We start from the raw sequence: 26070 nt of genomic DNA, 5'->3' as shown, positions 1-26070 counted from the left end.
CCGCCCGCCGTTCTTGTAAAGCCCCGCCACACCCCCCAACTCTTTTACACTTACCGGTCCAAGCGACCGCCGTCGAAAGAGTTTCATGACCGATACCCCCTCCGTTGCCCGTCTTGCCGCCAACCTGGATCAGGCCTTCAACGCCGATCGCCATCGCCTGAGACGCCAGCTCCAGGCCTTGCAGAAACAGCCCGATTTAGCCCGAGAGGCCCAGTGGCTGGAACGCTTTCAGGCCTCCTGCGCCAAGGTCGAGGCGCGGCGTGCCAGCGTGCCGCGCATCCGTTACGACGATGCCCTGCCGATCGCGGCCAAGCGCGAGGAGATCAAGCGCGCCATCGAAGGCCATCAGGTGGTGGTGATCGCCGGCGAGACCGGTTCGGGCAAGACCACCCAGTTGCCCAAGATCTGTCTGGAATTGGGCAGGGGTGTACAAGGGCTGATCGGCCACACCCAGCCCCGCCGGCTGGCGGCACGCAGCGTGGGTGCGCGGGTAGCGGAGGAGCTGGGTTCGCCGCTGGGCGAGCTGGTGGGCTATCAGGTGCGCTTCGAAGACCAGAGCACCGACGCCACCCTGATCAAGCTGATGACCGACGGCATCCTGCTGGCCGAGACCCAGCACGACCGCTTTCTCGAACGCTATGACACCCTTATCGTCGACGAGGCCCACGAGCGCAGTCTCAACATCGACTTCCTGCTGGGCTTTCTCAAGACCCTGCTGCCGCGCCGACCCGATCTCAAGCTGATCATCACCTCGGCCACCATCGACCTGGAGCGCTTCTCCCAGCATTTCGACGGTGCCCCCATCGTCGAGGTGTCCGGGCGGACCTATCCGGTCGAGACCTGGTACCGTCCCCTCAGCGCCGAAGTGGACGAAGACGGCGAGCGGCTGGTGGACGACCTCTCTGTGGACCAGGGGATCCTCCAGGCCCTGGACGAGATCGAGGCCCACGAGCGCAGCGTTGGCCAGCGCCCGGGCGATGTGCTGGTGTTTCTGCCCGGCGAGCGTGAGATCCGCGATTGCGCCGAGGTGCTACGCAAGGCCCAGCTGAAATTCACCGAGGTCTTGCCGCTCTATGCGCGGCTGACCCCGGCCGAGCAGCAGAAGATCTTCCAGCCGCGTCCCGGACGCAAGATCGTGCTGGCCACCAACGTCGCCGAGACTTCGCTAACAGTGCCGGGCATTCGCTACGTGATCGACAGCGGCACCGCGCGCATCAGTCGCTACAGCTATAGAGCCAAGGTCCAGCGGTTGCCTATCGAAGCCGTCTCCCAGGCCAGCGCCAACCAGCGCAAGGGCCGCTGCGGACGGGTCGAGCCGGGCATCTGCATTCGCCTCTACAGCGAAGAAGACTTTCTGGGACGGCCGACCTTCACCGATCCGGAGATCCTGCGCACCAACCTGGCGGCGGTGATCCTGCAGATGCTGCACCTGCGCCTGGGTCGCATCGAAGACTTCCCCTTCATCGAGCCGCCGGATGGCAAGGCCATCAAGGACGGCTTCACCCTGTTGCAGGAGCTCTCGGCGGTCGATGTCGAAGGCCGCCTGCTGCCCCTGGGCCGGCAGTTGGCGCGCCTGCCCGTCGATCCGCGCCTGGGCCGCATGCTGCTGGAGGCGACGGAGCAGGGCAGTCTCGCCGAGGTGCTGATCGTCACCAGTGCGCTGTCGGTGCAGGACCCGCGCGAGCGCCCGGCCGATCGCCAGACCCAGGCCGATCAAGCCCATGCCCAGTGGAAGGACCCGGATTCGGATTTCGCCGCCCTGGTCAATCTCTGGCACGGCTTCGAGGAGCAGCGCCAGGCGCTGGGCTCCAATGCCCTACGCAGCTGGTGCCGCAAGCACTTCCTCAACTACCTGCGGCTGCGCGAATGGCGCGATGCCCATCGCCAGCTGACCCTGCTCTGCCGCGAGCTGGGGCTCCAGGCGCGCAAGACCGAAAGTCCGGCGCCGGCACTCGCGGAGATCGGCAACAGACCTGCGCCCACGACCGACAAGCACGTCAACGCCAAGGCTCAGCAACAGGCCGAGGCCAGCGAGGCGGCGGTGCGTGCCCGCGGCTATGCGGCGCTGCACAAGGCCATTCTCGCCGGTCTGCTCAGCCAGATCGGCCAGAAGAGCGAGGACGGCGACTACCTGGGCGCGCGTCAGCGACGCTTCTGGATCCATCCCAGCAGCGTCATCGGCCGCAAGAAACCCACCTGGATCATGGCCGCGGAGCTGGTGGAGACCACCAAGCTGTTCGCCCGTATGGTGGCCAAGGTCGAACCGGACTGGATCGAGCCGGTGGCGGGCCACCTGGTCAAGAAGACCCATCTGGAACCGCACTGGGAGAAGAAGCGTGGCCAGGTGGTGGCCTATGAACAGGTCACCCTCTATGGCCTGATCGTGGTCGGCCGCCGCCCGGTGCACTTCGGCCCCATCGATCCGCCTGCCGCCCGCGAACTGCTCATCCGCGAAGGCCTAGTGCGTGGCGAGATCAACAGCCGCGCCAAGTGCCTGGCGGCCAACCGCGCCCTGCTGGAACGCCTGGACGAGCTGGAGGCCAAGGCGCGGCGCCGTGACATCCTCGCCGACGAAGAGACGCTGTTCGACTACTATGCCGCGCGCCTGCCGGCGGACGTCTACCAGACTGCCACCTTCGACAGCTGGTATCGCCGCGAGAGCGCCAAGCAGCCCGACCTCTTGCTGATGCGCGAAGAGGACGTCCTCGCCCGCGAAGCCAGCGAGGTGACCGCTGCCCAGTACCCGGACACCCTGCGCCTGGGCGAACTGACCCTGCCGCTGTCCTATGAATTCGACCCGACCCATCCGCGCGATGGCGTCACCCTGCGGGTGCCCGCGCCGCTGTTGCCACAGTTGCCACCCCAGCGCCTCGATTGGCTGGTGCCGGGGTTGCTCTATGATCGCTGCGTGGCCCTGGTGCGCAACCTGCCCAAGGCCTTGCGCAAGAACTTCGTCCCGGTCCCGGATTTCGTTCGCGCCGCCCTGGACAAGATTCCCTTCGGCGAGGGTTCGCTGCACGAAGCCCTGGGGCGTGAACTGCAGCGCATGACCGGCGCGCGTATTCCCGACGAAGCCTGGCCGGAAGCCGAAGCCGGCCTGGATCCGCATCTGCGCATGAATCTCGAAGTCGTCGATGCTCAGGGCAAGCCCCTGGGCGAAGGTCGCGATCTGGCCGAGGTGACGGCGCGCTTCGCCCAGGAAAGCCAGGCGGCCTTGGCGCTACCGACACAGCGGCGTCAGGAGCAGCGCCCGGTGGAGGCCAAGGCCTTCGCCGAGGTGGCGGCCAAGACCCAGCAGCAGGTGGCGGGGCTGTCGATGACGGTCTATCCGGCACTGGTGGACGAGCAGGGCACGGTGCGCGAAGGCCGCTTCGCCACCCAGGCCGAGGCCCGCTACCAGCACCGTCGCGCGTTGCAGCGACTGCTGCTGCAGCAACTGACGGAGCAGGCCAAGTTCCTGCGCGGCAAGTTGCCCGGCCTCACCGAGTTGAGTCTGCTGCACCGCGAACTGGGTCGGCCGGAAGCCCTGGTGGAAGACATCCTGTTGGCCAGCCTGGACGCCGCCATCCTCGCCGACGAAGCCGAGCTGCCCCGCGATGGCGCCGGCCTGGCTTCATTGGCCGAGCGACGCAAGGCGGGCTTGACCGAACAGGCTGAACGGATCGCACGCCTGACCCTGGAGATCCTCAAGCTCTGGCATGGTCTGCAGAAGAAATTCAAGGGCCGCATCGACCTGGCCCAGGCGGTGGCCCTGAACGACATCAAGGCGCAATTGGCCCGCCTGGTCTATCCCGGCTTCGTCCGGGATACGCCCCTGGAATGGCTCAAGGAATACCCGCGCTACCTCAAGGCCATCGAGCAGCGTTTCGACAAGCTCGGCGGCCAGGTGCAGCGTGATCGCGTCTGGAGCGGCGAGCTGGCCGGACTCTGGGAGCAGTACCGCGCCCGCGCCGCCAAGCATGGTCAGGAGGGCAAGCGCGACGCCAATCTGGAGCTCTATCGCTGGATGCTGGAAGAGTATCGGGTGTCGCTTTGGGCCCAGCAGCTGGGGACCCGGATGCCGGTGTCGGACAAGCGCTTGAACAAGCAGTGGAGCCAGGTGGAAGCCTAGCGCGGTCATTCATCGGAACCACCGCTGGCCCGGGTCGGCCGTTGTCTGAGTGAAGCCAGGACCCAGGCCAGTTTTCGCGTCCGCGGCGCCCTCGAACGCGTTCTGACTCCGGCCCGTCCCGGTTGGGTGATCCGGTTCGAGTGCGCGGCGGTGGCAGGCGTCAAGCATCAGATCGAGGCTCTCGGCGTACCGCTCGAACTGGCGCGCCAAACGTTGACGTCTGGCGCTGGCCTAGCGTGGCAATACCTGGCGCAATGACCCGCCCACATCCGGCAGGTCCATCTCGATGCGCCGCCACCAGGCTTCCGCGAAGCTGTAGCAGGCGAAGGCGATCAGGCCGAGGCCGACCACGGACAGGATCAGTCCGCCGAAGGGCAGATTCTGCAGGCCGTTCAGGGCGTCCTTCATGCCCGGCGGATGCAGCGCCTGATAGCGCGAGCCGCTGACCACCAGCAGCACCGCGATCTCGACGAAGGCTATCCCACGGGCGATGAGGCCGAAGCGACCGATGGGGCGGATCAGCCGCAGCTGTTCCGGACTGGCTTCGAGATAGCGCTCGAAGCTGGCCTTCCAGCCCTTCACGAAATGCGCGAGGCCCACGCCCAGCGGAATCAGCGCAGCGACGTACACCAGCAGGTTGGAATAGCGCCAGCTGAGCAGCATCTGCAGAAAGTCATTGGTGTCGCCACCCGAGCCACTGCCCTGGCGCAGGCCGCTGACCAGCAGGCCCAGAGCGAAGAAGGCGAGGGCGCCATAGGTGATGCCACCCACCAGCAGACCGGCGCGGATGACCAGGCCCTTGGGCTTGCTGCCATGGTCATCGACATCGCGGATGGCCTGGAGGATGCGCCAGGCCGCGAAGGCGACCAGGCCGACCACCACCAGGCCGACCAGGAAGTGGCCGAAGGGTTGGGCGAGCAGGGCTTCCAGGCTGTCATGGCTGTCCGCCGGCTGGCCGGAGCCCCGTGCGGCCAGCAACGCCAGCACGCCGATGATGAGATAGACGAGACCGCGGGCGGCATAGCCGCCGCGGGCCAGAAGAGTGAGTCCGGTACGGGTGCGCATCTGTTATGTCCTGTTACATCCTGCCTTGTACTGACCGATGGGCCGCGCGCGGGTTCTGCCGGGCGGACAGGCGCACCAGAGTGCTGGCAGGACGCGGCGTTAGGCCTTAGGCTCGCACCCTTTGCCCGGCGATCGGTTCATGGACAAGGCACGACTGCTTACCCTTATTCTTCAGGCATTGGAAGCCGACCGCGACGTCATCAGCCAACAGCTGACGGCCAGTCACGAAGCGGCCACCCACGGCGAAAGCAAGGCCGAGAACAAGTACGACACCCGTGGTCTGGAGGCGGCCTATCTGGCCGATGGCCAACGCCGCCGCCTGCACGAGATCGAGCTGGCGCTGGCCGCCTACCGGGCGTTGACGCCCGTGGCCATGACCGATGGTATCCGCGTCGGTGCCCTGATCGAGCTGACCACCCCGACGGCCAGCCGCTGGCTGTTCCTCGGCCCGGATGCGGCGGGGCTCAAGGTCAGGCTGGACGGCCAGGAGGTGCTGGTGATCTCGCCGCGTGCGCCCCTGGGGCAGGCACTGCTCGGTCGGGAGGAGGGCGATGAGGTGGCGGTGACGGTGGAGGGCAAGGTGCACCGCCAGGAGATCGTGGCGGTGCACTGAGCCTCAGGCTGCCCTCAGGGATCCCCGTAGGTTGGGTTGAGCGCAGCGTAGCCCAACAGAGCCCAGCCTCGGTGCATGCCCTGTTCGGCTTCGACGATGGAGCCGTCTCAACCCAACCTACGATCCGCGCTGCCAAAGGAACACCGTAGGTTGGGTTGAGCGTTAGCGAAGCCCAACAGCGCCTAGCCTCGGTGCGGGTCCTGTTGGGCTTCGACGATGGAGCTGTCTCAGCCCAACCTACAATCCGCGCTGCCAAAGGAACAATGTAGGTTGGGTTGAGCGCAGCGAAGCCCAACAGAGCCCAGCCTCGATGCATGCCCTGTTGGGCTTCGACGATGGCGCTGTCTCAGCCCAGCCTACGATCCGCGCTGCCAAAGGAACACCGTAGGTTGGGTTGAGCGCAGCGAAGCCCAACAGTGCCTACCTTCGGTGCGGGTTCCTTTGGGCTTCGACGATGAAGTTGTCTCAGCCCGACCTACACGCTCTTGCGACCAAAGCCTTAGGCTTCGACGCCCTCCACTGACTTGGTAGCCCGGGGTGGGGTTGCCTCTTCCTTTTCCTGCTTTGGCCGGTGCTGATCCAGCCAGGCGCGGCCTTGGTTCTGGGCCTCGTCGACCTTCTTGTTCAGCTCGTCGAGGGTCCCGCCCAGGGTTTCCCGGGCCTGTTCGCGGGCGGCTTCTTCCACCTTGGTGGCGAAGCTGTCCGCCGCCTTCTCCGCGCTGTCGCAACCGCCGAGGCCGAGCAGCAGGAGGATGCCGGTAAGACTGAGGATGGCTCTGGTGTTCATGGTCGACTGCTCCTGTTCACGAAGGCCGATTCAGCGAATCGCGTGATTCCTGACCGGCGGCGGTGTGCTTGGCTTCGCCGCGCGTCTTGTACAGCGAGACCAGCACGCCACCGGCCAGCAGGCCCAGGGTCACGCTCAGGGAGATCACCGGCGGGATCTTGCCGATGATGCCCACCAGGAAGATCTTGCAGCCGATGAACACCAGTACCAGCGCCAGGGCGTACTTGAGATAGGCGAAGCGGTGGATCATCGCCGCCAGGGCGAAGTACAGGGCGCGCAGGCCCAGGATGGCGAAGACGTTGGAGGTGTAGACGATGAAGGGATCCTGGGTGATGGCGAAGATCGCCGGCACGCTGTCCACGGCGAACACCAGGTCGGCGCACTCGATCACGATCAGCGCCAGGAACATCGGCGTCACCCAGAGCACCGTCTTGCCGCTGGCATCGGGCTGGCGCACGAAGAAGTGCTGGCCATGCAGCTCATCGGTCACCCGCAGTTTCTTGCGCAGGAACTTGATGAAGGCGTTGTCGTCGAGCTTGGGCTCTTCGTCCACCTTGGCGAACAGCATCTTGACCCCGGTGATCACCAGGAAGGCGCCGAAGACATAGAGGATCCAATCGAACCTGTGGATCAGGGCGGCGCCCAGGCCGATCATGACGGCCCGCAGCACGATCACCCCGAGGATGCCCCAGAACAGCACCCGGTGCTGGTATTCGCGCGGAATGGCGAAGAAGCCGAAGATCACCGCCATGAGGAAGACGTTGTCCATGGACAGCGACTTCTCGATCAGGAAACCGGTGACGTAGTCGAGGCTGGCATCGGCGCCCTTGAGCTGCCAGACGAAGAGGGCGAACAGCAGACCCGCGGTGATGTAGCCGGCGGATAGCAGCAGGCTCTCCTTGACCTCGATGGGCTTGTTCTCCTTGTGGAGGACACCCAGGTCGAAGGCCAGCAGGGCGATGACGACGGTGAAGAAGGTGAGCCACATCCAGGTGGCGGTGCCGAGGAAGTCGGCGAAGAAGAATGCATGCAGGGCGTTCATGAGCCCCTCCTTAGTCAAGTTGCAAGACTATGACTCGACATGGCGGCATACGCCGTCAGAGGGGCCCGGGTCACCCATACAGGATTTCGAACTCGCGCACATTCGGCAAGAGTCGCAGTTTTACAAAATGCAACCGCTCTAGGTCAGGCCTCTCGGGAAGAATGGTGGCCGGTGATCAGCCAGCGACCCTCGATCTGCTCGAAGGTGAAGAGGAAGCGCGCTGGGACACTGACGACCTGCTCACCTTCCCGATAGTGAAAGACATAGAGCCCGCCGACGACCACGGTGCCGAGCGTGCTGCTGACCCTTTTCTTGAAGATCTGCACATCGCACACCAGCCCTTCGTTGGCGAGGAAGTTGCGAAAGTATTGCCGCCGGCTGTCTTCGCAATCACGGACTTCGTTGGAAAGGGTGGGCACCAGGATGGCGTCGGGTGCATAGAGGGCGAGAATGGCTTCCACCTCGTGGGTGGCCACAGTCGCGGCCCAGGTATGCAGGGCGGCCTTGGCCCCGGCAAGGCAGGCGATTTCTTCATTGGAGCGAACAGGCGCGTAGCCAGGCGTCGCGACGGACATGGCGTTATCCTCAGGCGAAAGTGCAATTGTTATAATATAACATCTTGCCTGGTGCAGGTGAGCTGCACGGACACATCGTTGGAGGATGACACCAGTTCGTGGCGTCTAGGTCAGCGCAAGGCAAGGTCGCCGTCGGCTGCCGGCGACGGAAGGGGAAGGCGAATCAGCGATTTTCGATTTTCGATCGCAGCGGGATCTCTTCGCGCGAATCCGTGTCGCTCACCGGTTGACCCACCATCTCTTCATAGACCGCCGGCTGGGCGATGAACAGGCGAACATCCTTGACGTCGTCGAGGATACGCCGGGCTTCTTCCACCGAGGCCACGTGCAGGGTCGCGCCCTTGTCGTCGGCGACCGGTATCGAGGTGCCGTCCACCAGCGCATGGATGACATAGGAGCCACCTTCCATGGACACCAGATTGACTTCCTTGACCGCGCCGGCCTTGATCTGCTGATTCAGCTCTTTGACATTCATCGAGAAACCTCGGTTATCACGCTAAGGAGCCCTGCGTGACGGCAGGGACAGGTATGGATTCGAGGCGGGAGCGGGGCTGGGAGTTCCGGGCGGCGGTCTCCTGAGTGCGTCCCGCTGTCCTTGTCAGTACCCCGTCATCTCCAGATAGCCCACCCCCTTGGCGCTGCCTTCCACCCTGACCGGTCCCTCCCAGTAGGGAGTGCCAAGGGCCATCCAGGCGTCAGGGTTGACGGCAGCGATGCGCAGGTCGAGGTGCTGCCCGGGCAGGGTGATGGACCAGCGTACCGGCACCTCGCGTCCGGCTACCCTGTGGGTGGACTCCGGTGCCAGGCGGATATCGCCGGGATGCAGGGGTTGGTTGTGGCCATCGGCGGCGATCAGGTTACCGAACAGATAATGCTGGCCGTCGGCCTGGCGCAGGCGATAGAGCATCAGCTGGCGACCGTCGTCGAGGTGCAGGGAAAACCAGTCCCAGCCGAGCTGGTCTGCGGCCAGGTGCTGGCTGCTCCATTCGCGATCCAGCCAGGCGAGACCCTTGACCGGCACGCGCCGGCCCTCGATCTGCAGTTCGCCCTGGGCCTGGAAGAAGGGTTGGCTGTAGTAGTAGGACGCCTGGCCGCTGGCGGATTTGCGACTGACTCCGCCTTCGCCCTGGAGCACCAGTGGACCGGTGGCCGCCAGATCCAGCCGATAGGCGAAACCCGGCCCCTTGGCCTGGACCTCGGCCCGCCCGGTCAGGTCGCCGCTCAGCCGCCAGTCGTCGATCCAGGCGGAAAAGGGGGCGGCCGTCACCCCGGCCTGGCCGATGCCGCCGCGACCCTGGGTCTGGGCGGAGAACTGGCGGGTTTCGCTGGTGAGCCCGGCATGGCCTAGCCAGAGGTTGCCGTTGCCCCAGCCGGGCTGGTCGGCGCCGGGGCGCAGGGCATTGCGGAACAGCGTCCACTGCACGCCGTACTGATGGCCCTCGGCATCGCTGAGGTTGGCGGTGACGTACCACCACTCGATGCGAAAATCCGGATGGGGACCGTGATCGGCGGGAAAGCTGAACACCTTGCCCGGTACCACCGGGGCGAAGTCTTCGCTGCCCTGGCCAAGGCCGGCGAAGCCCTCGGATGCCGGCTGCTTGTCGCAACCGGTGAGCAGCAGGAGTGCGACCAGCAGGGCCCTAGCGTTCATTGCCGAGTTCTCGCAGCAGATCCAGTGGTTGACTGCGCTGCAGCCGCAACAACGGCCAGGCGGCCGCCAGGAGGGTCGCCAGTAGGGCAATGGCAGAAAGCGCCAGCAGTTGACCTGGGAAGACCTGCAGGGGCAGTCGCCAGCCGAAGGCCTGGACGTTCACTACCGCCACCAGGCACCAGGCCAGCAGGATGCCCAGGGGAATGGCGAGGGCCAGGGTGAGAAGGGCAAGCCCCAATAGTTGCCCCAGGCTGAGCAGGATCAGTCGTGGACGCTCGATGCCCAGCGCCCAGAGCGGCGCGAGCTGGCCCAGACGCCGCTGCGCCTGGCCGAGCAGGGCGATGAAGAGGGCGAGGCCGGCCACCGCCAGGGTCAGAGCGTTGAGCGCCGCGGTGGCGCTGAAGGTGCGCTCGAAGACTTGATCGGCATAGCGACGCAACTGCCCCTGGTCGATGGAATGGCTGGTATCCAGCCCGAAGCGCTGCTGCAGCTCGCTACGCAAGGCCTCTACCTGTGGGGGCGCCATGCGAACGACGATGCGCACCAGGGTGGCCTCCGGCCACAGCGCCCGCAGCTGTGCCTGGGACAGCAGCACATGACCGCGCGGATTGCCATAGTCGGCGTAGGTGGCCAATATCGGGGCGGACCAGCGACCTTGGCTCCCCTGCAGCTCCACCCGCTGGCCCTTGACCACGCCCAGGCGGCGGGCCAGTTGCTCGCTGAGCATCAGGCCGTCGCCGGCGAAGAAGGGCGTCCAGGCCTCGCCACCGGCATCCAGCAGCGGCCAGTGTCGACGATAGAGATCAGCGTCCAGGATACCGCTCAGGGTGGACGGCTGGCCTTGAATGCCCGTCTCCAGTTCGTACACCGGCAGCACCGCGCCCACGCTGGGTTGCCGGGGCAGCCAGTCGAGTAGGGCCGCTGCCTGGGTAGCATCTTGCGGGCGCAGGTAGAGTTCGGCGGCCAGGCGCTGGTCGAGCCAGCCATCGAAGGTGCGGCGAAAACCCTCGGTCATGCTGCCGGCGCCGACATTGGCCGCCAGGGCCAGCAGCAGCGCCATCAGCGCCTGGGATAGCCCGGGCAGTTGCTGCCGGGCGTCGGCCAGGAACCAGCGCGAAAGGGGACGCCTCGCTCGCTTCAGCAAGAGATCCAGCAGTGCGCTCAGCAGCGGCGGCAGCGCCAGGGCAGCAGCCAGCAACAGGCAGGCGAGCAGGGCCAGGCCGCTGGCCAGGCTGTTGCCGCCCAGCCACAGGACCAGCGCTGCCAGGCCCACCAGCAGGGCGCCCAAGGCCTGGCGCCTGAGCCAGCGACCATGGGCCGCGCGCCAGGCTTCGCCCTGGGCCAGGGCCAGCAGCGGCAGCCGCGCCGCGCGCCAGAGGCCATCGGCACCGGCAAGCAGGGCGCCGCCCAGGCTGAGGCCGAGGCCGGCCAGCCACCAGGCCGAGCTCAGGGTCAGGCTGCCGGCGACCTCGGCGCCATAGAGCCCGCGCAGGCTGGCCGCCACATCGGGCAACAGCAGCGCCGCCAGGGCATAACCGCTGGCCACGCCCAGGGCACCGGCCACCAGGGCGATCAGCGCCAGTTCCAGGGTCAGCGCCAGCACCAGGGTCGCGGCCGACAGACCACAGGCGCGCAGGGTACGCAGCAGGGCACGGCGCTGTTCCAGCGCCAGACCAGTGGCGGCATGGACGATGAACAGGCCGACGGCAAAGGCCAGCAGGCCCAGCGCCAGCAGATTGAGGTGGAAGCTGTCGGTCAGACGATCCAGCTCGGCGCCTTGGTCGTTTTCCACCCGTTGCAGGTCGACGCCGGCTAAGGTGGGCAGCGCGCGCTGAAAGGTCTTTGGCAGGATCAGCCGAGAGAGCTGGTCCGGTGCGTCCAGCAGGCGCTGGGCCTGGCCGATGTCCAGCACCAGGGTGCCGGGCGCCAGGCCGGGCCGGGGTTGCAGCGGTGGCAGCGGCAGGCCGTCGGCGCGGTGTAGCACCTGGCCCGCCTGGAGCTGCCATTCACGTAGCGTTTCCGGCGCGATCCAGGTGGTCCCGGCCGGACTGAGGAAGTCGTACAGGGCCGCGGGCGAGGCACCGGCCGCCACCCCCTGGTCACTGGGCAGGCTGACCGGCTCGATGCCCAGCAACGGCAGGGTGCCCTCGCGCTCCGCCAGGGTCAGGCGGCCCTGTAGGACGGGCGACACCGGCCAGCCCTGCCGGCGCAGTTCGACGAACAGCGCCTGGGTGAAGCGCTTGCCGTCGCGGGCCTCCAGACTCGACTGGTCGGCACCGAAGAGCGCGCTGGCCTGGGCATAGCTCTGGCGGGCCTGGGCATTGAGCGCCAGCACCCCGATCAGCAGTGCCGTCGCCAGCCACAGGCCGGCGATCAGGCCGGCGAGTTGCATGGGATGCCGCCGCCAGTGGCTGACCAGGCTGTGCAGACTCCAGAAGAGCAGCCTCATGGCCGGGCCACGGCTGCGCCGCCAAGGCGTCCGCGTTCCAGCTGCAGGGTGCGATCGAGATGGCTGGCGATGCGCGCGCTGTGGGTCACCATCAGCAGACTGCTGCCGGTCTCGGCCACCAGCTCCAGCAGCAGCGCCAGGGCCTGGTCGCCGCTGGCTTCGTCGAGATTGCCGGTGGGTTCATCGGCCAGCAGCAGGGGCGGCCGGGAGGCGAGGGCGCGCCCCAGGGCCACGCGTTGCTGCTGGCCGCCGGAAAGCTGCTCCGGATAGCGCTCCAGCAGGGCGGCCAGCCCCAGGCGTTCGGCGAGTTCGGTTTGCCAGCGCGGATCATGACGGCCGGCCAGCCGCGCCTGGAAGGCGAGATTATCGGCCACCGTCAGGCTGGCGATGAGGTTGAATTGCTGGAAGATCAGCCCGATGCCCTCGCGGCGCCAGGCAGCCAGGGCCCGTTCGTTGAGGGTGGAGAGCTCCTGGCCAGCGGCCTGGATGTGGCCCTGGTCAGGCCGGTCGAGCCCGGCGACCAGGTGCAGCAGGGTGCTCTTGCCACTGCCGGATTCGCCCATGAGCGCCAGACTCGCGCCCCGTGCCAGGCTAAGGTCCACGCCGCGCAGGACCGGCAGTGGGCCCTGGGGCGTAGGATAACTCTTGTGCAGATCGGTGATGGTCAGCATTGCGCCTCCAGCGCCGGTCGTGGTCTGCAATCGACCGGGCGGGGGCGGCGACGTTCAGCGCGGCTAGCGGCGTCTGGTCTTGCCCTTGCCGGTCTTCTCGTCTTCCTCGCGCTGCAGGCGCTCGCACTTGCGCACCATGGTGAGGTAGTACACGGCGCTGCCGGCGAACAGGATGACGGGCAGCGCCAGGGACATCTGCAGCAGGCTGCCGGGGAAGGCACTGGGCACCCAGTGGTGATAGAGCAGAATGCCGATCGCCAGCAGCACCGAGTACAGCAGGCCGTAGCCACCGGCCTTGCGCGATTCGCGGGCGAGGTCGAGGGGCGGGCGATTCAGATCGTTGGGCTCGAACATGGAGGTCTCTGACAGGCACTGAAGAAGGCGCTAGTTTAGCGCCTGGACGCCTGGCGGTCGCCACTGCTCGGGTGCCCCGGACAAGACGTCGCAGGGGCTGCCCGCCGCTCGTTCACGCGATGTTCAGGCAGACATAAGCTTGAAATCTTATCCTTTGCAGCCATTTAGAGGCCTGGCGATGGCAAGCGAGCAGGTCTCCTTGTAAGCTCGATCAGTTGTTTGAACGCGCACAATGCGCACGGATAAGGAATCAACATGAAACAGTATCGGTTGGCAGCAGCGGTGGCCCTGGTGGGTCTGGTTCTGAGCGGCTGCGACTCCAAGCCCAAGGTCGAGCTGGAAAGCCCGGCCCAGAAGGCGTCCTACGGCATCGGCCTGAACATGGGCAAGAGCCTGGCCCAGGAAGGCATCGACGACCTGGATCCCAAGGCCGTCGCCCTGGGTATCGAGGATGCGGTAGGCAAGAAGGATCAGAAGCTGACCGATCAGCAGCTCACCGAAGCCTTCGCCGCCCTGCAGAAGCGTGCCGAAGAGAAGATGACCAAGGTCAGCGAAGACAACGCCAAGGCCGGCAAGAAGTTTCTCGAAGAGAACGGCAAGAAGCCTGGCGTGATCACCACCGCCTCCGGCCTGCAGTATGAAGTGGTCAAGAAGGCCGATGGCCCGCAGCCCAAGCCCACCGATGTGGTCACCGTGCACTACGAGGGCAAGCTGGTCGACGGCACCGTGTTCGACAGCTCCATCAAGCGTGGCACCCCGATCGACCTGCCGGTCAACGGTGTGATCCCGGGTTGGGTCGAGGCGCTGCAGCTGATGCACGTCGGCGAGAAGATCAAGCTGTACATCCCCTCCGAGCTGGCCTACGGCGCCCAGAGCCCGAGCCCGGCGATCCCGGCCAACTCCGTGCTGGTGTTCGACCTGGAACTGCTCGGCATCAAGGACGCCGCTGCCGCGGACGCCGAAGACGCCCCGGCTGCTCCGGCTGCCGATGCTCCGGCCGCTGCCGAAAAGGCCCCGGCCAAGAAGTAAGGGGTTCTCGCTCCGCCAAACGCCCTGCTCGCAGGGCGTTTTACATGGTGCCGGGGAAACCCTGGGACATCGGTGCGATCCAAACCCGGGTGTGCAACGCCCTGTGCCCTGCAGGTCCGCACCTATCGTCCTTACCCGCTCGAGGTGTCCATGAAGCCGCCGAAGAACTTTGATCGCTACCTTGGTATCGCCCAGCGGCTGCTGATCCGCGGCCGGCTGCCAGCCCTGTTGCTGGGAGTCGCACGCAAGACCAGCAAGCGGGGGCTCAAGCTCGGCGAGGCGCGCGATACCCTGAGCCTGTTCCATCAGCTGCTGCTGGCTTGGTGGCGTGGCCAATACCGCGGGATCAGCCGCAAGACGCTGCTGACCGTGGCGGGCGGCCTGGTCTACTTCCTCCTGCCCATCGACCTCATTCCCGATTGGGTACCCATGCTCGGTCTGCTCGACGACCTCGCCGTCCTGGCCTGGATCGGCAAGGCCTGCAGCGATGAGCTGGACGGCTTCCGTGCCTGGCGTGATAACCGTACCGCGAGTCAGCAGGCGGCCCTTGCGGCCCTGCCTGACAAGCACGAGCGGCCGGCGGCAGGTGTCGCCCTCGATCAGCTGCGGGATTGAACGGCTTGAGCGTACGCATCAGTCGCCAGCACTGGCTGGCCCTGCTGGATGAACTGGAGAGCGCGCGGCGTAGCCGCAGCCTCCTGACCTATCGCTCGGTCATCGAACGGTTGGGATTGCCCCAGCCGGCGATGGTGACCCTGACCACGGCGCTGGAATACCTGGCCGCTCTCGATCGTCGCGAGGGTCGACCGCTGCGCAGTGCGCTGGTGGTCAGCCAGAGCGGCACCCGTATCCCCCGTGAGGGCTTCTTTGATTGCGCCCTGCGCCTGGGTGCGCTGGAAGGCTCGCCCCAGGTGACCGATGCCGTCAGCTGGCATGCGGCCGAGGTGACGCGGGTGTTCGAGCACCGCTATCCCGATCACCACCAGGAGTAGGCGTCAGGCGCGCATCAGGTGCAGGCTGTAGCCGGGTACCTGCTTCGCGTTGCGCTTGGCTTCCGAGGCGAGGCCGGCCAGGCCGCTGGCATCCACTCGCTTGCCGGCCTCCTTGTCCAGCTCCACGACCCCCAGTGACAGCGACAGCAGCGGATACTCGCGACGGCGACCATCTCGGTCGTAGGCGAGAAAACAGCCAGCCTCCAGGTGCTCGCTGCGATAGAAATGCCGGCAGCGCTCCTGGAAGGCCGCCATCAGACCGTTCAGTCTTTTCCGCCAGTCCGTCGAACCCAGCACCACCAGGAAGTCGTCGCCGCCGATGTGGCCGACGAAATCCTGCTGCGGATCCAGGCGCTCGGAAAGCGTCTGCGCCAGGCAGAGCAGGACCTCGTCGCCCTTGGCGTAGCCATAGAGATCATTGAAGGGCTTGAAACCGTCGATGTCGACGTAGCACACCACGGCTTCGCGCTGCTGATCCAGCAAACGCGTGAGGCACTGCTGAATGGGCACATTACCGGGCAGCTGGGTGAGCGGGTTGGCATGCTTGGCCTGCTGAATGCGTTGCTCGGTGATCAGCCGCAAGACATCCATGACTCGACCGACCCCGACATAGCGGCCGCCTTCGGTGATGATGAAATCCTCTTCGATGCGCTGGCGGGCGCGGGTGGTGAGCAGGCGGCTGACCTGTTGCAGCGACTGGTTGGATTCGGTCGCCAGGAAGTCCTGGCTCATCAACCGGGCGATGGGCTTGCGGGCGAACACCTCGTGGGCGAAGGGCTTGAGCAGCGCCGAACTCAGCTCGTGGTGATGGACGATGCCTACTGGGCGGTCGTCGTCATCCACCACCGCCAGGGTATTGAGGCTGGGTTGCAGACGAAAGCGCTCCAGCACCGCCGGGATCAGCATGTCCTGGCCGACGGCGACCTGTTCCACCCGGAGGCCGGCGACCGTGGTGGACTCCTCGGCGAGCTCCGAACTGCGGCTGACCATGACCGGCAACAGGGTCTGGATCTCCCGCGGTGGCGCGGCGGTGGGGCGGCCCAGCAGATAGCCCTGGACCAGGTCGACACCCATGCTGGCCAGGGTCGACAACTCTTCGTGGGTCTCGATGCCTTCGGCGATGACTTGGGCGCGGGAGGCTGCGGCCATCTTCAGGATGGAGCCGACGAATTCGCGCTTCACCGCATCGCGGTGGATGGATTCGATGAAATGCCGATCGATCTTGACGAAGTCCGGGCGCAATTCCGACCAGCGTCTGAGGCTGGAATAGCCGGCACCCAGATCGTCCAGAGCGATGGAAAAGCCCATGGCCCGGTAGTGATGCAGGGCGGTGGCCAGCAGCGCGAAGTCATCGATGGGCGCCTGCTCGGTCAGTTCGATGACCACCTGCGCGGGAGACAACCCCAGGCGCTGCAGCAACTTGAGGGTCTGGCCCGACTGGTGCGCCGGTTCCAGCAGGGTTTCCGGGCAGACGTTGAGAAACAGCAGACCATCCAGGGCCAGTTCGCGGAAGGTCAGGCAAGACTGCTGGCGCGCGGCGATTTCCAGTTCGGACAGGCGGCCGGCCTGACGGGCGGTGGCATAGAGGGGCAGGGGCGAGTGCAGCGGGGTATTGGAGGCGCCGCGAATGAGGGCCTCATAGCCCAGGATGCGCCGCTCGCTCAACGAAACGATGGGTTGAAAGAGCGAATGCAGCTCGCAGTTGGCGAGAATGCGATCCAACACCCCAGCCTGGTCGTTAAGCGTCATGGTAAACCTGTAAGAACCCAGAAACGAAAATGCCCGGGGGTCGCACTTGGCGACCCCCGGGCATTTCACGACAGAGATGTGACGCTTTGATGTCAGCGCTTGGGCGGTGTCTGACTCAGGTCGAGATAGTCCAGCATTACATGACCGGACTCCATCAGGTAGGCGTCATCCTGCGGCTTGGTCTTGTCGTCGTCGATCGCGGGATTGTCCTCGTCGATCTTCTTCAACTCCTTGAGCGGGGCTTCGCCCTTCTCCTGGCGACGCTGGTTTTCCATGGCCAACTGGCGGTTGTCCAGGGCGGTCTGTGCGGCGCGCCGCTTCTGCTCGTTGAGGCTGACGGTGGTATCCGCCGCCAGTTCCTGGGCGAGCTTCAGCCGCTCGCGAGCAAAGATGAAGTCGGGATCCTTCTGCACCCGCACGTCATGCCGCTTGACCAGCTCCGGCAGATAGTTGGCGAAGGGGTTGCTCAGGCCGTTCACCGCCGGGGGGATGGTGTCCCAGGGCATGGAGTCGGGCAGGGCGCTTTCGCCGATCTGCTTGGTATCCACCACCGCTGGATAGTCGATGTCCGGCAGCACGCCCTGGTGCTGGGTGCTCTGACCGGAGACGCGGTAGAACTTGGCGATGGTCAGCTTCAGCTCGCCATGGTTGAGCGGCTGGATGGTCTGTACGGTGCCCTTGCCGAAGGTCTGGCCACCGACGATCAGCGCGCGGTGATAGTCCTGCATGGCACCGGCGAAGATCTCCGACGCCGAGGCGGACAGCCGATTGACCAGCACGGTCAGAGGGCCCTTGTAGAAGGCACCGCCTTCGTCGTCGGCCAGCACCTCGACCTTGCCGTCGCCATTGCGCACCAGCACGGTGGGCCCCTGGTCGATGAACAGACCGGTCAGTTCGGTGGCTTCCTGCAGCGAGCCACCGCCGTTGTTGCGCAGGTCCAGGACGATGCCGTCGACCTTTTCCTTCTGCAGCTCGCCGATGAGCTTCTTCACGTCACGCGTGGTGCTCTTGTAGTTCGGATCGCCCGCGCGGTAGGCCTTGAAGTCCAGGTAGAAGGCCGGCACGTTGATCACCCCGAGCTTGTAGTGCTTGCCCTCGTGGGGAACGTCGATCACGTGCTTCTGGGCGGCCTGTTCCTCGAGCTTGACCGCTTCGCGGGTGATGGCGACCACCTTGGTCTTCTGGTCGTTCGGCGCGTTGCTCGCCGGAATGATCTCCAGCCGCACCTTGGAACCCTTGGGTCCGCGAATCAGCTTGACCACCTCGTCCAGACGCCAGCCGATGACATCGACCATCTCGCCATCGCCTTGGGCGACGCCGACGATCTTGTCCGCCGGCGCGATCTGCTTGGACTTGTCGGCCGGGCCAGCCGGGACCAGGCGCAGGATCTGCACGTAGTCGTTGTCGTTCTGCAGTACCGCGCCGATGCCTTCGAGCGACAGGCTCATGTTGATGTCGAAGTTCTCGGCGCTTTCCGGCGAGAGGTACTGGGTGTGCGGGTCATAGGACTCGGCGAAGGCGTTGATATAGGCCTGGAAGACGTCTTCGCTGCGGGTCTGGTTGAGGCGTGCCAGCTGATTCTTGTACCTCTTGGTCAGCTGCTGCTGGATCTGCTGATCGGTCTTGCCGGAAAGGCGCAGGCGCAGGACTTCGTCCTTGAGCTTGCGATGCCAGAGATCGTCCAGCGCGGCGGTATCCGCCGGCCAGGCAGCCTTTTCGCGATTGGTGTCGAAGGACTCGTCGGCGGTGAAGTCGAGCTTGCCGATGCCGGCGTTGAGCAGGCCCAGACCATAGTTCAGCCGCTCGGTCATGCGCTGGGCGTAACGACGGTAGATGGCGAAGCCCGGTTCGAGATTGCCCTGCTTGAGGTAATCATCGAAGCGCGTGCGCGCCGCATCGAATTCGCGAATGTCGGCCGCATTGAAATACAGCCGGCCGGGATCAAGCATCTTCAGATAGCTGTCGTAGATCTTGATCGACTGAGCATCGTTGAGCGGCGGCTTGCTGTAATGATGACGCTTGAGCAGTTCGACGATGTTGAGGCTGGCGATCACCTGATCACGGTCGGGTTGCAGCTTCTCGGCGCCAACCGGCGCGTTGGGCTTGGCGAAGAGGGGCGTTGCGCTGACGCCAAGCAGGACAACGAGGGCGGTACGGGACAAGAGCTGCTTCATGTGTATTCGACTAATGCACGGAAAGGAATAGGCTATAGGCCCTTCCCGGCCCGGGCGGTTCCGCGGCCTGGGGAAGTATGACGGGCGCTGACGAAAGTCGTCTGACGGCGGTCTGAAGGATAGCGACGATCGGAGGGGACGGCTGTGACAGCCCCGCGTCTTCCGGTCCGCTCGACTCCCGCAGAACCCGCCGGCGCAGGCGCTTTTCGTCAAAGCCTGAGCCACTATGGAGGCACCGTGAACGCATTGCAAGGTATCGAAGGGCAACTGGAATGGCAGTCACTGAGCGCTCGCGCTCTGGCGCCCGGGGAAATTCGCATCAAGGTGGCGGCCGCCGGTCTCAACCGCGCCGACCTGCTGCAACTGGCCGGCAACTATCCGCCGCCGCCCGGTGCGCCGGCCACCCTGGGCCTCGAATGCGCCGGGGTGGTCAGCGAGACCACCGCGGATTCGCGCTGGCAGGTCGGTGACCGCGTCTGCGCGCTGCTGGCCGGCGGTGGCATGGCCAGCGAGGTGGTGGTGGATGGACGCCAGGCGGCGTCCGTACCGGACGGCCTGTCGCTGATCGAGGCGGCGGCGCTGTCCGAAGTCTGGGCGACCGCCTGGAGCAATCTGTTCGACCTGGCCGCGCTGCAGCCGGGGGAAAAGGTACTGCTGCACGCTGGTGCCAGCGGCGTCGGCTCGGCCGCCATCCAGCTGTGCAAAGCCTTCGGCAATCCCTGCTGGGTCAGCGTCGGCTCCCAGGAGCGCCTGGCCCACTGCGAGCGCCTCGGCGCCGAGGGTGGGGTGCTGCGTAAGACCGATCTGGAAGGCCTGCGCGACTTCGCGCCCTTCCACGTCATCCTCGATCCGGTCGGGGCGAACTATGCGTCGCTCAACCTGGATCTGCTGGGCCAGGACGGGCGCTGGGTGCTGATCGGCCTCATGGGCGGCCGCCAGGCCGAGATGGATCTGGGCAAGGTGCTTGGCAAGCGCATCCGCATCATCGGCTCGACCCTGCGCAACCGCTCCGTGGAATTCAAGGCCAAGACCATGAGATCCCTGGAAGCTAAGGTCTGGCCACTGTTCGCCGAAGGCAAGCTGAACGTCAACCTAGAACGCCGCTTCACCGCCCAGAACGCCGAAGCGGCCTTTGCCGCCCTGGAAAGCAACGAGGTGAACGGCAAGGTAGTGTTGGTGCTGGACGAAGGGTTGGAATAGTACCGGCAGGCGCCTATCGATCGCGGTCAGGGCGGTCCGCCGACGATTGGGCGTAGGTTGGGTTGAGCGCAGCGAAGCCCAACGGGTCTTGCTCGGAGCCGGCCATGTTGGGCTTCGACGATAGAGCCGTCTCAGCCCAACCTACGAAAACATCGCCAGCCTGTAGGAACGCCCGTAGGTTGGGGTGAGCGCAGCGAAGCCCAACGGGTCTTGCTCGGAGCCGGTCATGTTGGGCTTCGACGATGGAACCGTCTCAGCCCAACCTACGAAAACATCGGCAACTAGTGGGAGTGGCCGTAGGTTGGGTTGAGCGCAGCGAAGCCCAACAGGGCTTGCTCGGAACCGGCCATGTTGGGCTTCGACGATAAAGCCGTCTCAGCCCAACCTACGTCCCCGCGCCGCTATGGTCGCGATGCGAGTTACCGCCAGCTGAGGATCGGCCAGCCGGCCGCTGTGGCGCGTTCGCGCAGTACCGGATCGGGGTTGACCACGTGTGGCTTGCCCACTGCTTCCAGCAGCGGCAGGTCGTTGCGTGAGTCGGAGTAGAAGCTGGCGGAATCCAGCAGGCTGCGGTCGCCGCCGAGCAGTTCCAGCAGGCGGGTGAGCTTGCCTTCGCGAAAGGTCATGACCCCCTCCACCTGGCCGCTGTAGACGCCGTGGCTGACCTGCAAGTCGATGGCCAGCACCTCTTCCACGCCGAGACGTTCGGCGATGGGCTCCACCAGATGCACCCCGGAGGCCGAGACGATGATCACCCGGTCGCCGACGGCGCGGTGGGCGGCGATGCACTTCATGGCGTCGCTGAAGATCAGCGGTTCGATGACGTCCTCGACCCAGGGTCCGACCTCGAAATCCACCTCTTCGGGCGTACGGCCCACCAGGGGTTCGAGGTGGAAGACCATGTAGTCTTCCATGGCCAGTTCGCCCTGGGCATAGGCCGCCATCAGTTCGCTGTCGCGCTGCACGAAGGACTCGCGGTCGACCCAGCCAAGGACGCCCATCTGCTGGCTCCAGAGACTGGAGCAGTCACCGTCGATAAGGGTTTCGTCGAGATCGAAAATCGCCAGGGTCATGCCACTTCTCTCAGGCTGTCGGAATCGACGGCAAGGGTGACGGCTGTGCCGTTCGGCTGCAAGGCCGTCGGGCCATGGTTGAGAACGTCGACATTGAGTTCGCCGGCTTCGGTGGCGATCCGGTAGCGGATCACGTTACCCAGCAGGCTGTGGCCGACGATGCGTCCGTTGAAGCCACCCGCCACGCCGAGGCGGATGGCCTCGGGGCGAATCGCCACCTGCCCCTGGAAGGTCTGGCCGAACAGCCGGCTGGCCTGGTCGGCGCTGAGCAGGTTGTAGTTGCCGATGAAGCCGGCGGCGAAGGCATCCACGGGCGCGGTGTAGAGCGTCTCGGCATCGCCGCTCTGGACGATGCGTCCTTCGCGCATCAGCACGATGCGATCGGACAGGGTCAGGGCTTCTTCCTGATCATGGGTGACGAACACCGTGGTCAGGCCCAGCTCCTGCTGGATGGCGCGGATCTGTTCACGCAGGTGGCGACGGATGCGGGCATCCAGCGCTGAGAGGGGTTCGTCGAGCAGCAGCAGGCGCGGCCGCACGATCAGCGAGCGCGCCAGGGCCACCCGTTGGCATTGCCCACCGGAGAGCTGATGCGGATAGCGCTCGGCGAAGCCTTGCAGTTCCACCAGGGTCAGGGCCTCCTGCACCCGCTGCCCGATTTCGTCCCGCGCCAGCCGCTGCATGCGCAGGCCGAAGGCGACGTTTTGCGCCACGGTCATGTTGGGGAAGAGGGCATAGCTCTGGAACACCATGGCGATGCCGCGGCGTTGCGGCGGTAACTGGGTAATGTCCTGGCCGGCCAGCACGATGGCGCCGCGATCGACCTCGGTGAGGCCGGCCAGGCAGCGCAGCAGGGTGGACTTGCCGCAGCCCGAGGGGCCGAGCAGCGTCACCAGTTCGCCTTGGTCGGCGTGGAATTCGATGTCGGTGAACAGGGTGTTGGCGCCGTAGCGCTTGTGCAGCCCCTTGACTGCGAGATAGCTCATGTCCGCTCCCGATTCAGGCGATTGGCGATCCAGGTCATCAGCAGCACCGCGAAGAAGTAGGAGATGACCAGGGCGCTGGTAAGGTGGCCGCTGCCGTTGCGCAGGTTGTAGAGGTAAATCTGCAGGGTCTCGTAGCGCGTCCCCACCAGCAGGTTGGCGAAGACGAATTCGCCGATGAGAAAAGAGAACGACAGGAACAGCGCCACCATCAACCCGGTGCGCAGGTTGGGCAGCACCACCAGCAGGGCGGCGCGCCAGGAACTGGCGCCGAGCAGATGGGCGGCGTCCATCAGGTCACGCAGATTCAGCGCCTGGAGGTTGTTGCTGATGGCGCGGTACATGAAGGGCAGGGCGATGGTGAAGTAGCAGAACACCAGGATCCAGGGCGTGCCGGTCAGCGGTAGCGGGCCGCCGGCATAGAGCTGCAGCAGACCCACGGCCGACACCACCGGCGGTACCGCGAAGGGCAAGAGGATCAGCACGTTCATCAACGCATCCAGCCGCGGGAAGTGGTAGGCGATGGCGAACATGGCCGGCAGGATCAGCACGCAGGACAACGCCAGGGCGCCGAAACAGATCGCCAGGGAGCGGCCGAAGGCGGCGAGAAAGCGCGGATCGCTCCACAGTTGCAGGTACCACTTGAACGTGAAGCCGGCCGGCAGCAGGGTCGCCGACCACTGGGTGGCGAGGGAATAGACCAGGGTCGCGGCCAGGGGCGCGAACAGGATGAGGAACAGCAGCCAGACCACCAGGCGATGATATAGATGCTCAGCTCTGGACATGACGACTCCGCCGCAGCAGCCACTGATGGACGAGGGTGATCAGGGTCATGAAGGCCACCAGCAGCATGGCCAGGGCGGCGGCCAGGTTGGGCTCCAGATAGATGTCGCCGGAGACCAGGGCGGCGATGCGCACCGGCACCACGTTGAAGTTGCCCACGGTGAGGGCGTAGACGGTGGCGTAGGCGCCCAGGGCATTGGCCAGCAGGATGATGAAGGTGCCCACCAGCGCCGGGCTGAGCACCGGCAGGCCGATATGCCGCCAGTATTGCCAGGTGCCGGCGCCGAGCAGTGCCGCCGCATCGCGCCAGTCCTGCTTCAAGGCCTCGAAGGCCGGAAACAGCAGCAATACGCCCAGGGGTATCTGGAAGTAGGTGTAGATGAGGATCAGGCCGCCCTTGGTGTAGAGGTTGAAGCTCTCGATCAGTCCCAGCTGCTTGAGCGCCAGGGTCAGGCAGCCGTTGATGCCCAGCAGGATGATGAAGGCGAAGGCCAGCGGTACCCCGGCGAAGTTGCTGGTCATGTTGGTGAAGGCCACCACGAAGCCACGCAGTCGCGAGTCCACCCGGGTCAGCGAATAGGCGCCGACCAGGGCGATGAGCAGACCGCAGACGCTGGACCAGAGCGAGATCTCCAGGGAGAAGCGGATGGCCTGCAGGTAGAAGGGCGAGCCGAGGACCTCGGCGTAGTTGCCCAGGCCCCAGCCGCTTTCGCTGGAGTCGAAGCTGTTGAAGGCGATCCAGGCCAGGGGCGCCAGCTGGAAGGCGCCGAACACCAGCAGGAAAGGCAGGATCAGCAGCAGGGCGAGCCAGGGCCGCTTCATGCCAGCAGCTCCCGGCACCAGGGTTTGTCGTGGGCCAGCCCCAGCAGGCTGCACACCGTTCCGCAGATCTCCACCTGCCGCGGCGTGGCCTCGCCCAGGGAGAAGCCTTCGCCGAAGACGAACAGGGGCACCTCGCGTTCTTCCGCTAGCGTTCCGCCATGGCTGCGGTCGTCGTTCATGCCGTGATCGGCGGTCACCAGCACCTGGTAGCCGGCATCCAGCCAGGTGGGCAGGTAGTGGGAGAGCAGGCCATCGGCCCGGCGTGCGGCATTGCGGTATTCGGGGCTGGAGAGGCCGTGCCGGTGACCGGCATCGTCGATGTTCATCGGATGCACCAGCAGGATGTCCGGGTCATGGGCCAGCCGCAGGTGCTCGGCGTCGTCGAACAGGTGGGAATCCGGGTAGTGGTCGGCGTAGTAGAAGTGGCCGTGCTGGATCGGCAGGCCGGTGTCGCTGACGTGCCTGTCCCGGCCCGGCTCGAAGGGGCTGCGGTTATAGAGTTCGCTGACCCAGTGATAGGCGGCTGCCGCGGTGGTGAGACCGGCGGCCCGCGCCAGATGGAACAGGCTGGTCTCGGTCGAGAGTCGGTTGACACCGTTGTGGACGATGCCGCTGCTCACCGGTGGTACCCCGGTGAGCAGGCATTCGTAGAGCGGCCGGGAGAGCGAAGGCAACTCGCACTCCAGGCGGTAGAGGCGACCCCGGCCGGCCAGGCACAGCGCCTGAAGGAAGCCGAGTCCGTGTTCGGCGACCCTCAGGGCGAGTCCGTCCAGCACGACCAGGATGACGTTCATGACGTCACTGCTGCATGTTGATCAGGACGTGTTCCTGCCAGAGCCGTGGCAGGCGCTTGGAAGTCTCTTCCCAGGCCTTGGCGTCGGTGATGGGGCGCGCCTTGGCGTATTGCGCCTGGGGCAGCAGCTTGGCCTGGACGTCCGCCGGCAGGGTCAGGTGCTCGGCGCGGATCGGTCGGGCATAGCCCTCGGCCAGGTTGATCTGGCCCGCATCGGAGAAGATGTACTCACGAGCCAGCTTGGCGGCATTGGGGTGCTTGGCGTACTTGTTGATGATGGTGGCGTAGCCGGAGGTCACCGAGCCGTCGGAAGGGATCAGCACCTCGAAGCGCGAGCGGTCGATCTGGTCGCGGTAGTTCAGGGCATTGAAGTCCCAGACCACGCCCACCTCTACCTCGCCTTTCTCGAGGTTGGCCACTACCGGGTTGGTGAAGGACAGGCGGCCCTGCTTGGCCAGCTTGGCGAAGAAATCCAGCGCCGGCTTGATGTTCTTCTCGTCGCCGCCGTTGGCGTAGGCCGCGGCCAGCACGCCGCTCACCGCCTGGGAGGCGGCACTGACGTCACCGATGGTGACCTTGTAGGTGCCCTTGAGCAGGTCGGCCCAGGAGTGGGGCACGTCCTTGACGGTCTGCTTGTTGACGATGAAGGCGATGGTGCCGGTGTAGGCCAGCGCCCAGTGGCCGTCGCTGTCCTTGGCCCAGTTGGGGATCTGATCCCAGGTACTGGGCTTGTAGGACTGGGTAACGCCCTTCTGCACGGCGATGGGGCCGAAGGAGGCACCCACGTCACCGATGTCGGCGGAGGCGTTTTCGCCTTCGGCGGCGAATTTGGCGATCTCCTGGGCGGAACTCATGTCGGTGTCCTGGTGCTTGAGGCCGTACTTCTGCTCCAGGTCCTGCCAGGTGCCTTTCCAGTTCGCCCAGGTATCGGGCATGCCGGCGCTGTTCACCTGGCCTTCCTTGCGGGCGGCGGCTTCGAGGGCTTTGAGATCGACGGTATCGGCGAAGGCGGTACCGGCCTGTATCGCAACGGCAGTGGCCAACAAGGAAGCAAGCAGACGGGTCATACGGGCGCTCCAGGTGTTAGGGCTTGGTCTAGGTCAGCAAGACACCGGCCAATCTAGGAGCGAGGTATGACGATTTGATGGCAGTTC

At 65.7% G+C, this 26070-nt stretch carries 24 protein-coding genes; 7 read left to right on the top strand and 17 right to left on the bottom strand.

Annotation, left to right across the window (positions count from 1 at the left end; translation table 11 throughout):
• Window positions 1–85 precede the first annotated feature (85 nt).
• Together hrpA and LRS53_RS13870 are read left to right on the top strand one after the other, a co-directional pair.
• A complete protein-coding gene (hrpA, locus tag LRS53_RS13875; RefSeq protein WP_231356306.1) occupies window positions 86–4111 on the top strand; it encodes an ATP-dependent RNA helicase HrpA in 4026 nt (1341 codons plus the stop codon).
• A 24-nt stretch (window positions 4112–4135) separates the two neighbouring features.
• The gene (locus LRS53_RS13870) at window positions 4136–4369 is read left to right on the top strand and encodes a hypothetical protein (protein WP_331275308.1); all 234 of its coding nucleotides are present in this window, start codon (window positions 4136–4138) and stop codon (window positions 4367–4369) included.
• Here LRS53_RS13870 and LRS53_RS13865 read toward each other — a convergent pair.
• Window positions 4343–5176, bottom strand: coding sequence for a DUF1206 domain-containing protein (locus LRS53_RS13865; RefSeq protein ID WP_231356305.1), 834 nt, complete (start codon window positions 5174–5176; stop codon window positions 4343–4345). The two genes, LRS53_RS13870 and LRS53_RS13865, sit on opposite strands and share 27 nt — an antisense overlap.
• A 139-nt stretch (window positions 5177–5315) precedes the next feature.
• On the opposite strand from LRS53_RS13865, the gene LRS53_RS13860 reads away from it, so the two are divergent.
• Window positions 5316–5789 carry a GreA/GreB family elongation factor gene (locus LRS53_RS13860; RefSeq protein ID WP_231356304.1) on the top strand — a complete coding sequence of 158 codons (474 nt, stop codon included), beginning with the start codon at window positions 5316–5318 and terminating at the stop codon, window positions 5787–5789.
• Window positions 5790–6288: 499 nt separating this feature from the next.
• Here LRS53_RS13860 and LRS53_RS13855 read toward each other — a convergent pair whose 3' ends face one another.
• The 8 genes from LRS53_RS13855 to LRS53_RS13820 form a co-directional block, all read right to left on the bottom strand.
• The gene (locus LRS53_RS13855; RefSeq protein WP_231356303.1) at window positions 6289–6576 is read right to left on the bottom strand and encodes a hypothetical protein; all 288 of its coding nucleotides are present in this window, start codon (window positions 6574–6576) and stop codon (window positions 6289–6291) included.
• A gap of 16 nt (window positions 6577–6592) precedes the next feature.
• Entirely contained in the window at window positions 6593–7618 is a 1026-nt protein-coding gene (locus LRS53_RS13850) for a TerC family protein (RefSeq protein WP_231356302.1), read from the bottom strand.
• A gap of 143 nt (window positions 7619–7761) precedes the next feature.
• Window positions 7762–8193 carry a DUF4440 domain-containing protein gene (locus LRS53_RS13845; RefSeq protein ID WP_231356301.1) on the bottom strand — a complete coding sequence of 144 codons (432 nt, stop codon included), beginning with the start codon at window positions 8191–8193 and terminating at the stop codon, window positions 7762–7764.
• Between the two features lie 163 nt (window positions 8194–8356).
• Window positions 8357–8668 carry a DUF6482 family protein gene (locus LRS53_RS13840; RefSeq protein WP_231356300.1) on the bottom strand — a complete coding sequence of 104 codons (312 nt, stop codon included), beginning with the start codon at window positions 8666–8668 and terminating at the stop codon, window positions 8357–8359.
• A 123-nt stretch (window positions 8669–8791) separates the two neighbouring features.
• A complete protein-coding gene (locus LRS53_RS13835; RefSeq protein WP_231356299.1) occupies window positions 8792–9844 on the bottom strand; it encodes a lipocalin-like domain-containing protein in 1053 nt (350 codons plus the stop codon).
• Window positions 9834–12293: an FtsX-like permease family protein gene (locus LRS53_RS13830; RefSeq protein WP_231356298.1), complete on the bottom strand. Its 2460-nt coding sequence runs from the start codon at window positions 12291–12293 to the stop codon at window positions 9834–9836. Before LRS53_RS13830 ends, LRS53_RS13835 begins: the two co-directional genes overlap by 11 nt.
• Complete coding sequence (locus LRS53_RS13825) at window positions 12290–12964, bottom strand: ABC transporter ATP-binding protein (protein ID WP_231356297.1); 675 nt, start codon at window positions 12962–12964, stop codon at window positions 12290–12292. The genes LRS53_RS13830 and LRS53_RS13825 overlap by 4 nt, the downstream gene beginning before the upstream one ends.
• 63 nt (window positions 12965–13027) lie before the next feature.
• Entirely contained in the window at window positions 13028–13318 is a 291-nt protein-coding gene (locus LRS53_RS13820) for a hypothetical protein (protein ID WP_017642776.1), read from the bottom strand.
• Window positions 13319–13573: 255 nt separating this feature from the next.
• Between LRS53_RS13820 and LRS53_RS13815 the strand changes: the two genes are divergently transcribed.
• The 3 genes from LRS53_RS13815 (at window position 13574) to LRS53_RS13805 (ending at window position 15339) form a co-directional block, all read left to right on the top strand.
• Window positions 13574–14347 (top strand): FKBP-type peptidyl-prolyl cis-trans isomerase, encoded by a 774-nt coding sequence (locus tag LRS53_RS13815; protein ID WP_017642777.1) that lies wholly within the window; start codon window positions 13574–13576, stop codon window positions 14345–14347.
• Between the two features lie 150 nt (window positions 14348–14497).
• On the top strand, window positions 14498–14962 hold the full coding sequence (locus LRS53_RS13810; protein ID WP_231356296.1) for a YkvA family protein: 465 nt from the start codon (window positions 14498–14500) through the stop codon (window positions 14960–14962).
• A 5-nt stretch (window positions 14963–14967) separates the two neighbouring features.
• Window positions 14968–15339 (top strand): hypothetical protein, encoded by a 372-nt coding sequence (locus tag LRS53_RS13805; RefSeq protein ID WP_064307163.1) that lies wholly within the window; start codon window positions 14968–14970, stop codon window positions 15337–15339.
• A gap of 3 nt (window positions 15340–15342) precedes the next feature.
• Here LRS53_RS13805 and LRS53_RS13800 read toward each other — a convergent pair whose 3' ends face one another.
• The gene (locus LRS53_RS13800; RefSeq protein ID WP_231356295.1) at window positions 15343–17088 is read right to left on the bottom strand and encodes a bifunctional diguanylate cyclase/phosphodiesterase; all 1746 of its coding nucleotides are present in this window, start codon (window positions 17086–17088) and stop codon (window positions 15343–15345) included.
• A 92-nt stretch (window positions 17089–17180) separates the two neighbouring features.
• A complete protein-coding gene (locus tag LRS53_RS13795) occupies window positions 17181–19262 on the bottom strand; it encodes a carboxy terminal-processing peptidase (RefSeq protein ID WP_231356294.1) in 2082 nt (693 codons plus the stop codon).
• Window positions 19263–19499: 237 nt separating this feature from the next.
• Here LRS53_RS13795 and LRS53_RS13790 point away from each other — a divergent pair, with 237 nt between their 5' ends.
• Window positions 19500–20462, top strand: a complete 963-nt coding sequence (locus LRS53_RS13790; RefSeq protein ID WP_231356293.1) for an NAD(P)H-quinone oxidoreductase — start codon at window positions 19500–19502, stop codon at window positions 20460–20462.
• A gap of 419 nt (window positions 20463–20881) precedes the next feature.
• Here the strand turns inward: LRS53_RS13790 and LRS53_RS13785 are convergent, their stop codons facing one another.
• Genes LRS53_RS13785 through LRS53_RS13760 form a run of 6 tightly spaced genes read right to left on the bottom strand, consistent with a single transcriptional unit; the run spans window position 20882 to window position 25983 of the window.
• Entirely contained in the window at window positions 20882–21535 is a 654-nt protein-coding gene (locus tag LRS53_RS13785; RefSeq protein WP_231356292.1) for an HAD family hydrolase, read from the bottom strand.
• Window positions 21532–22521 carry an ABC transporter ATP-binding protein gene (locus LRS53_RS13780; protein ID WP_231356291.1) on the bottom strand — a complete coding sequence of 330 codons (990 nt, stop codon included), beginning with the start codon at window positions 22519–22521 and terminating at the stop codon, window positions 21532–21534. The genes LRS53_RS13785 and LRS53_RS13780 overlap by 4 nt, the downstream gene beginning before the upstream one ends.
• Window positions 22518–23303 (bottom strand): ABC transporter permease, encoded by a 786-nt coding sequence (locus LRS53_RS13775; protein ID WP_017642785.1) that lies wholly within the window; start codon window positions 23301–23303, stop codon window positions 22518–22520. Before LRS53_RS13775 ends, LRS53_RS13780 begins: the two co-directional genes overlap by 4 nt.
• A complete protein-coding gene (locus tag LRS53_RS13770; protein WP_231356290.1) occupies window positions 23290–24123 on the bottom strand; it encodes an ABC transporter permease in 834 nt (277 codons plus the stop codon). Before LRS53_RS13770 ends, LRS53_RS13775 begins: the two co-directional genes overlap by 14 nt.
• Complete coding sequence (locus LRS53_RS13765; protein ID WP_231356289.1) at window positions 24120–24917, bottom strand: alkaline phosphatase family protein; 798 nt, start codon at window positions 24915–24917, stop codon at window positions 24120–24122. The genes LRS53_RS13770 and LRS53_RS13765 overlap by 4 nt, the downstream gene beginning before the upstream one ends.
• A gap of 4 nt (window positions 24918–24921) precedes the next feature.
• Window positions 24922–25983: an ABC transporter substrate-binding protein gene (locus tag LRS53_RS13760; RefSeq protein ID WP_231356288.1), complete on the bottom strand. Its 1062-nt coding sequence runs from the start codon at window positions 25981–25983 to the stop codon at window positions 24922–24924.
• Between the last annotated feature and the right edge of the window lie 87 nt (window positions 25984–26070).

It is taken from the genome of Pseudomonas sp. PLB05 (assembly GCF_021106615.1).
In the GTDB taxonomy this organism is placed as follows: Bacteria; Pseudomonadota; Gammaproteobacteria; order Pseudomonadales; family Pseudomonadaceae; genus Chryseomonas; species Chryseomonas benzopyrenica.
Note: the sequence above shows the minus strand (reverse complement) of the source record. Positions and strands in the feature narration are given on the sequence as shown.

What these genes read in the sequence shown, in the direction of transcription:
- LRS53_RS13785 (WP_231356292.1), bottom strand. Translation starts at nt 21,535, where the DNA reads ATGACCCTGGCGATTTTCGATCTCGACGAAACCCTTATCGACGGTGAC.
- LRS53_RS13810 (WP_231356296.1), top strand. Translation starts at nt 14,498, where the DNA reads ATGAAGCCGCCGAAGAACTTTGATCGCTACCTTGGTATCGCCCAGCGG.
- LRS53_RS13845 (WP_231356301.1), bottom strand. Translation starts at nt 8,193, where the DNA reads ATGTCCGTCGCGACGCCTGGCTACGCGCCTGTTCGCTCCAATGAAGAA.
- LRS53_RS13830 (WP_231356298.1), bottom strand. Translation starts at nt 12,293, where the DNA reads ATGAGGCTGCTCTTCTGGAGTCTGCACAGCCTGGTCAGCCACTGGCGG.
- LRS53_RS13840 (WP_231356300.1), bottom strand. Translation starts at nt 8,668, where the DNA reads ATGAATGTCAAAGAGCTGAATCAGCAGATCAAGGCCGGCGCGGTCAAG.
- LRS53_RS13765 (WP_231356289.1), bottom strand. Translation starts at nt 24,917, where the DNA reads ATGAACGTCATCCTGGTCGTGCTGGACGGACTCGCCCTGAGGGTCGCC.
- LRS53_RS13760 (WP_231356288.1), bottom strand. Translation starts at nt 25,983, where the DNA reads ATGACCCGTCTGCTTGCTTCCTTGTTGGCCACTGCCGTTGCGATACAG.
- LRS53_RS13820 (WP_017642776.1), bottom strand. Translation starts at nt 13,318, where the DNA reads ATGTTCGAGCCCAACGATCTGAATCGCCCGCCCCTCGACCTCGCCCGC.
- LRS53_RS13865 (WP_231356305.1), bottom strand. Translation starts at nt 5,176, where the DNA reads ATGCGCACCCGTACCGGACTCACTCTTCTGGCCCGCGGCGGCTATGCC.
- LRS53_RS13860 (WP_231356304.1), top strand. Translation starts at nt 5,316, where the DNA reads ATGGACAAGGCACGACTGCTTACCCTTATTCTTCAGGCATTGGAAGCC.
- LRS53_RS13795 (WP_231356294.1), bottom strand. Translation starts at nt 19,262, where the DNA reads ATGAAGCAGCTCTTGTCCCGTACCGCCCTCGTTGTCCTGCTTGGCGTC.
- LRS53_RS13780 (WP_231356291.1), bottom strand. Translation starts at nt 22,521, where the DNA reads ATGAGCTATCTCGCAGTCAAGGGGCTGCACAAGCGCTACGGCGCCAAC.
- LRS53_RS13815 (WP_017642777.1), top strand. Translation starts at nt 13,574, where the DNA reads ATGAAACAGTATCGGTTGGCAGCAGCGGTGGCCCTGGTGGGTCTGGTT.
- LRS53_RS13850 (WP_231356302.1), bottom strand. Translation starts at nt 7,618, where the DNA reads ATGAACGCCCTGCATGCATTCTTCTTCGCCGACTTCCTCGGCACCGCC.
- LRS53_RS13800 (WP_231356295.1), bottom strand. Translation starts at nt 17,088, where the DNA reads ATGACGCTTAACGACCAGGCTGGGGTGTTGGATCGCATTCTCGCCAAC.
- hrpA (WP_231356306.1), top strand. Translation starts at nt 86, where the DNA reads ATGACCGATACCCCCTCCGTTGCCCGTCTTGCCGCCAACCTGGATCAG.
- LRS53_RS13855 (WP_231356303.1), bottom strand. Translation starts at nt 6,576, where the DNA reads ATGAACACCAGAGCCATCCTCAGTCTTACCGGCATCCTCCTGCTGCTC.
- LRS53_RS13835 (WP_231356299.1), bottom strand. Translation starts at nt 9,844, where the DNA reads ATGAACGCTAGGGCCCTGCTGGTCGCACTCCTGCTGCTCACCGGTTGC.
- LRS53_RS13770 (WP_231356290.1), bottom strand. Translation starts at nt 24,123, where the DNA reads ATGAAGCGGCCCTGGCTCGCCCTGCTGCTGATCCTGCCTTTCCTGCTG.
- LRS53_RS13775 (WP_017642785.1), bottom strand. Translation starts at nt 23,303, where the DNA reads ATGTCCAGAGCTGAGCATCTATATCATCGCCTGGTGGTCTGGCTGCTG.
- LRS53_RS13825 (WP_231356297.1), bottom strand. Translation starts at nt 12,964, where the DNA reads ATGCTGACCATCACCGATCTGCACAAGAGTTATCCTACGCCCCAGGGC.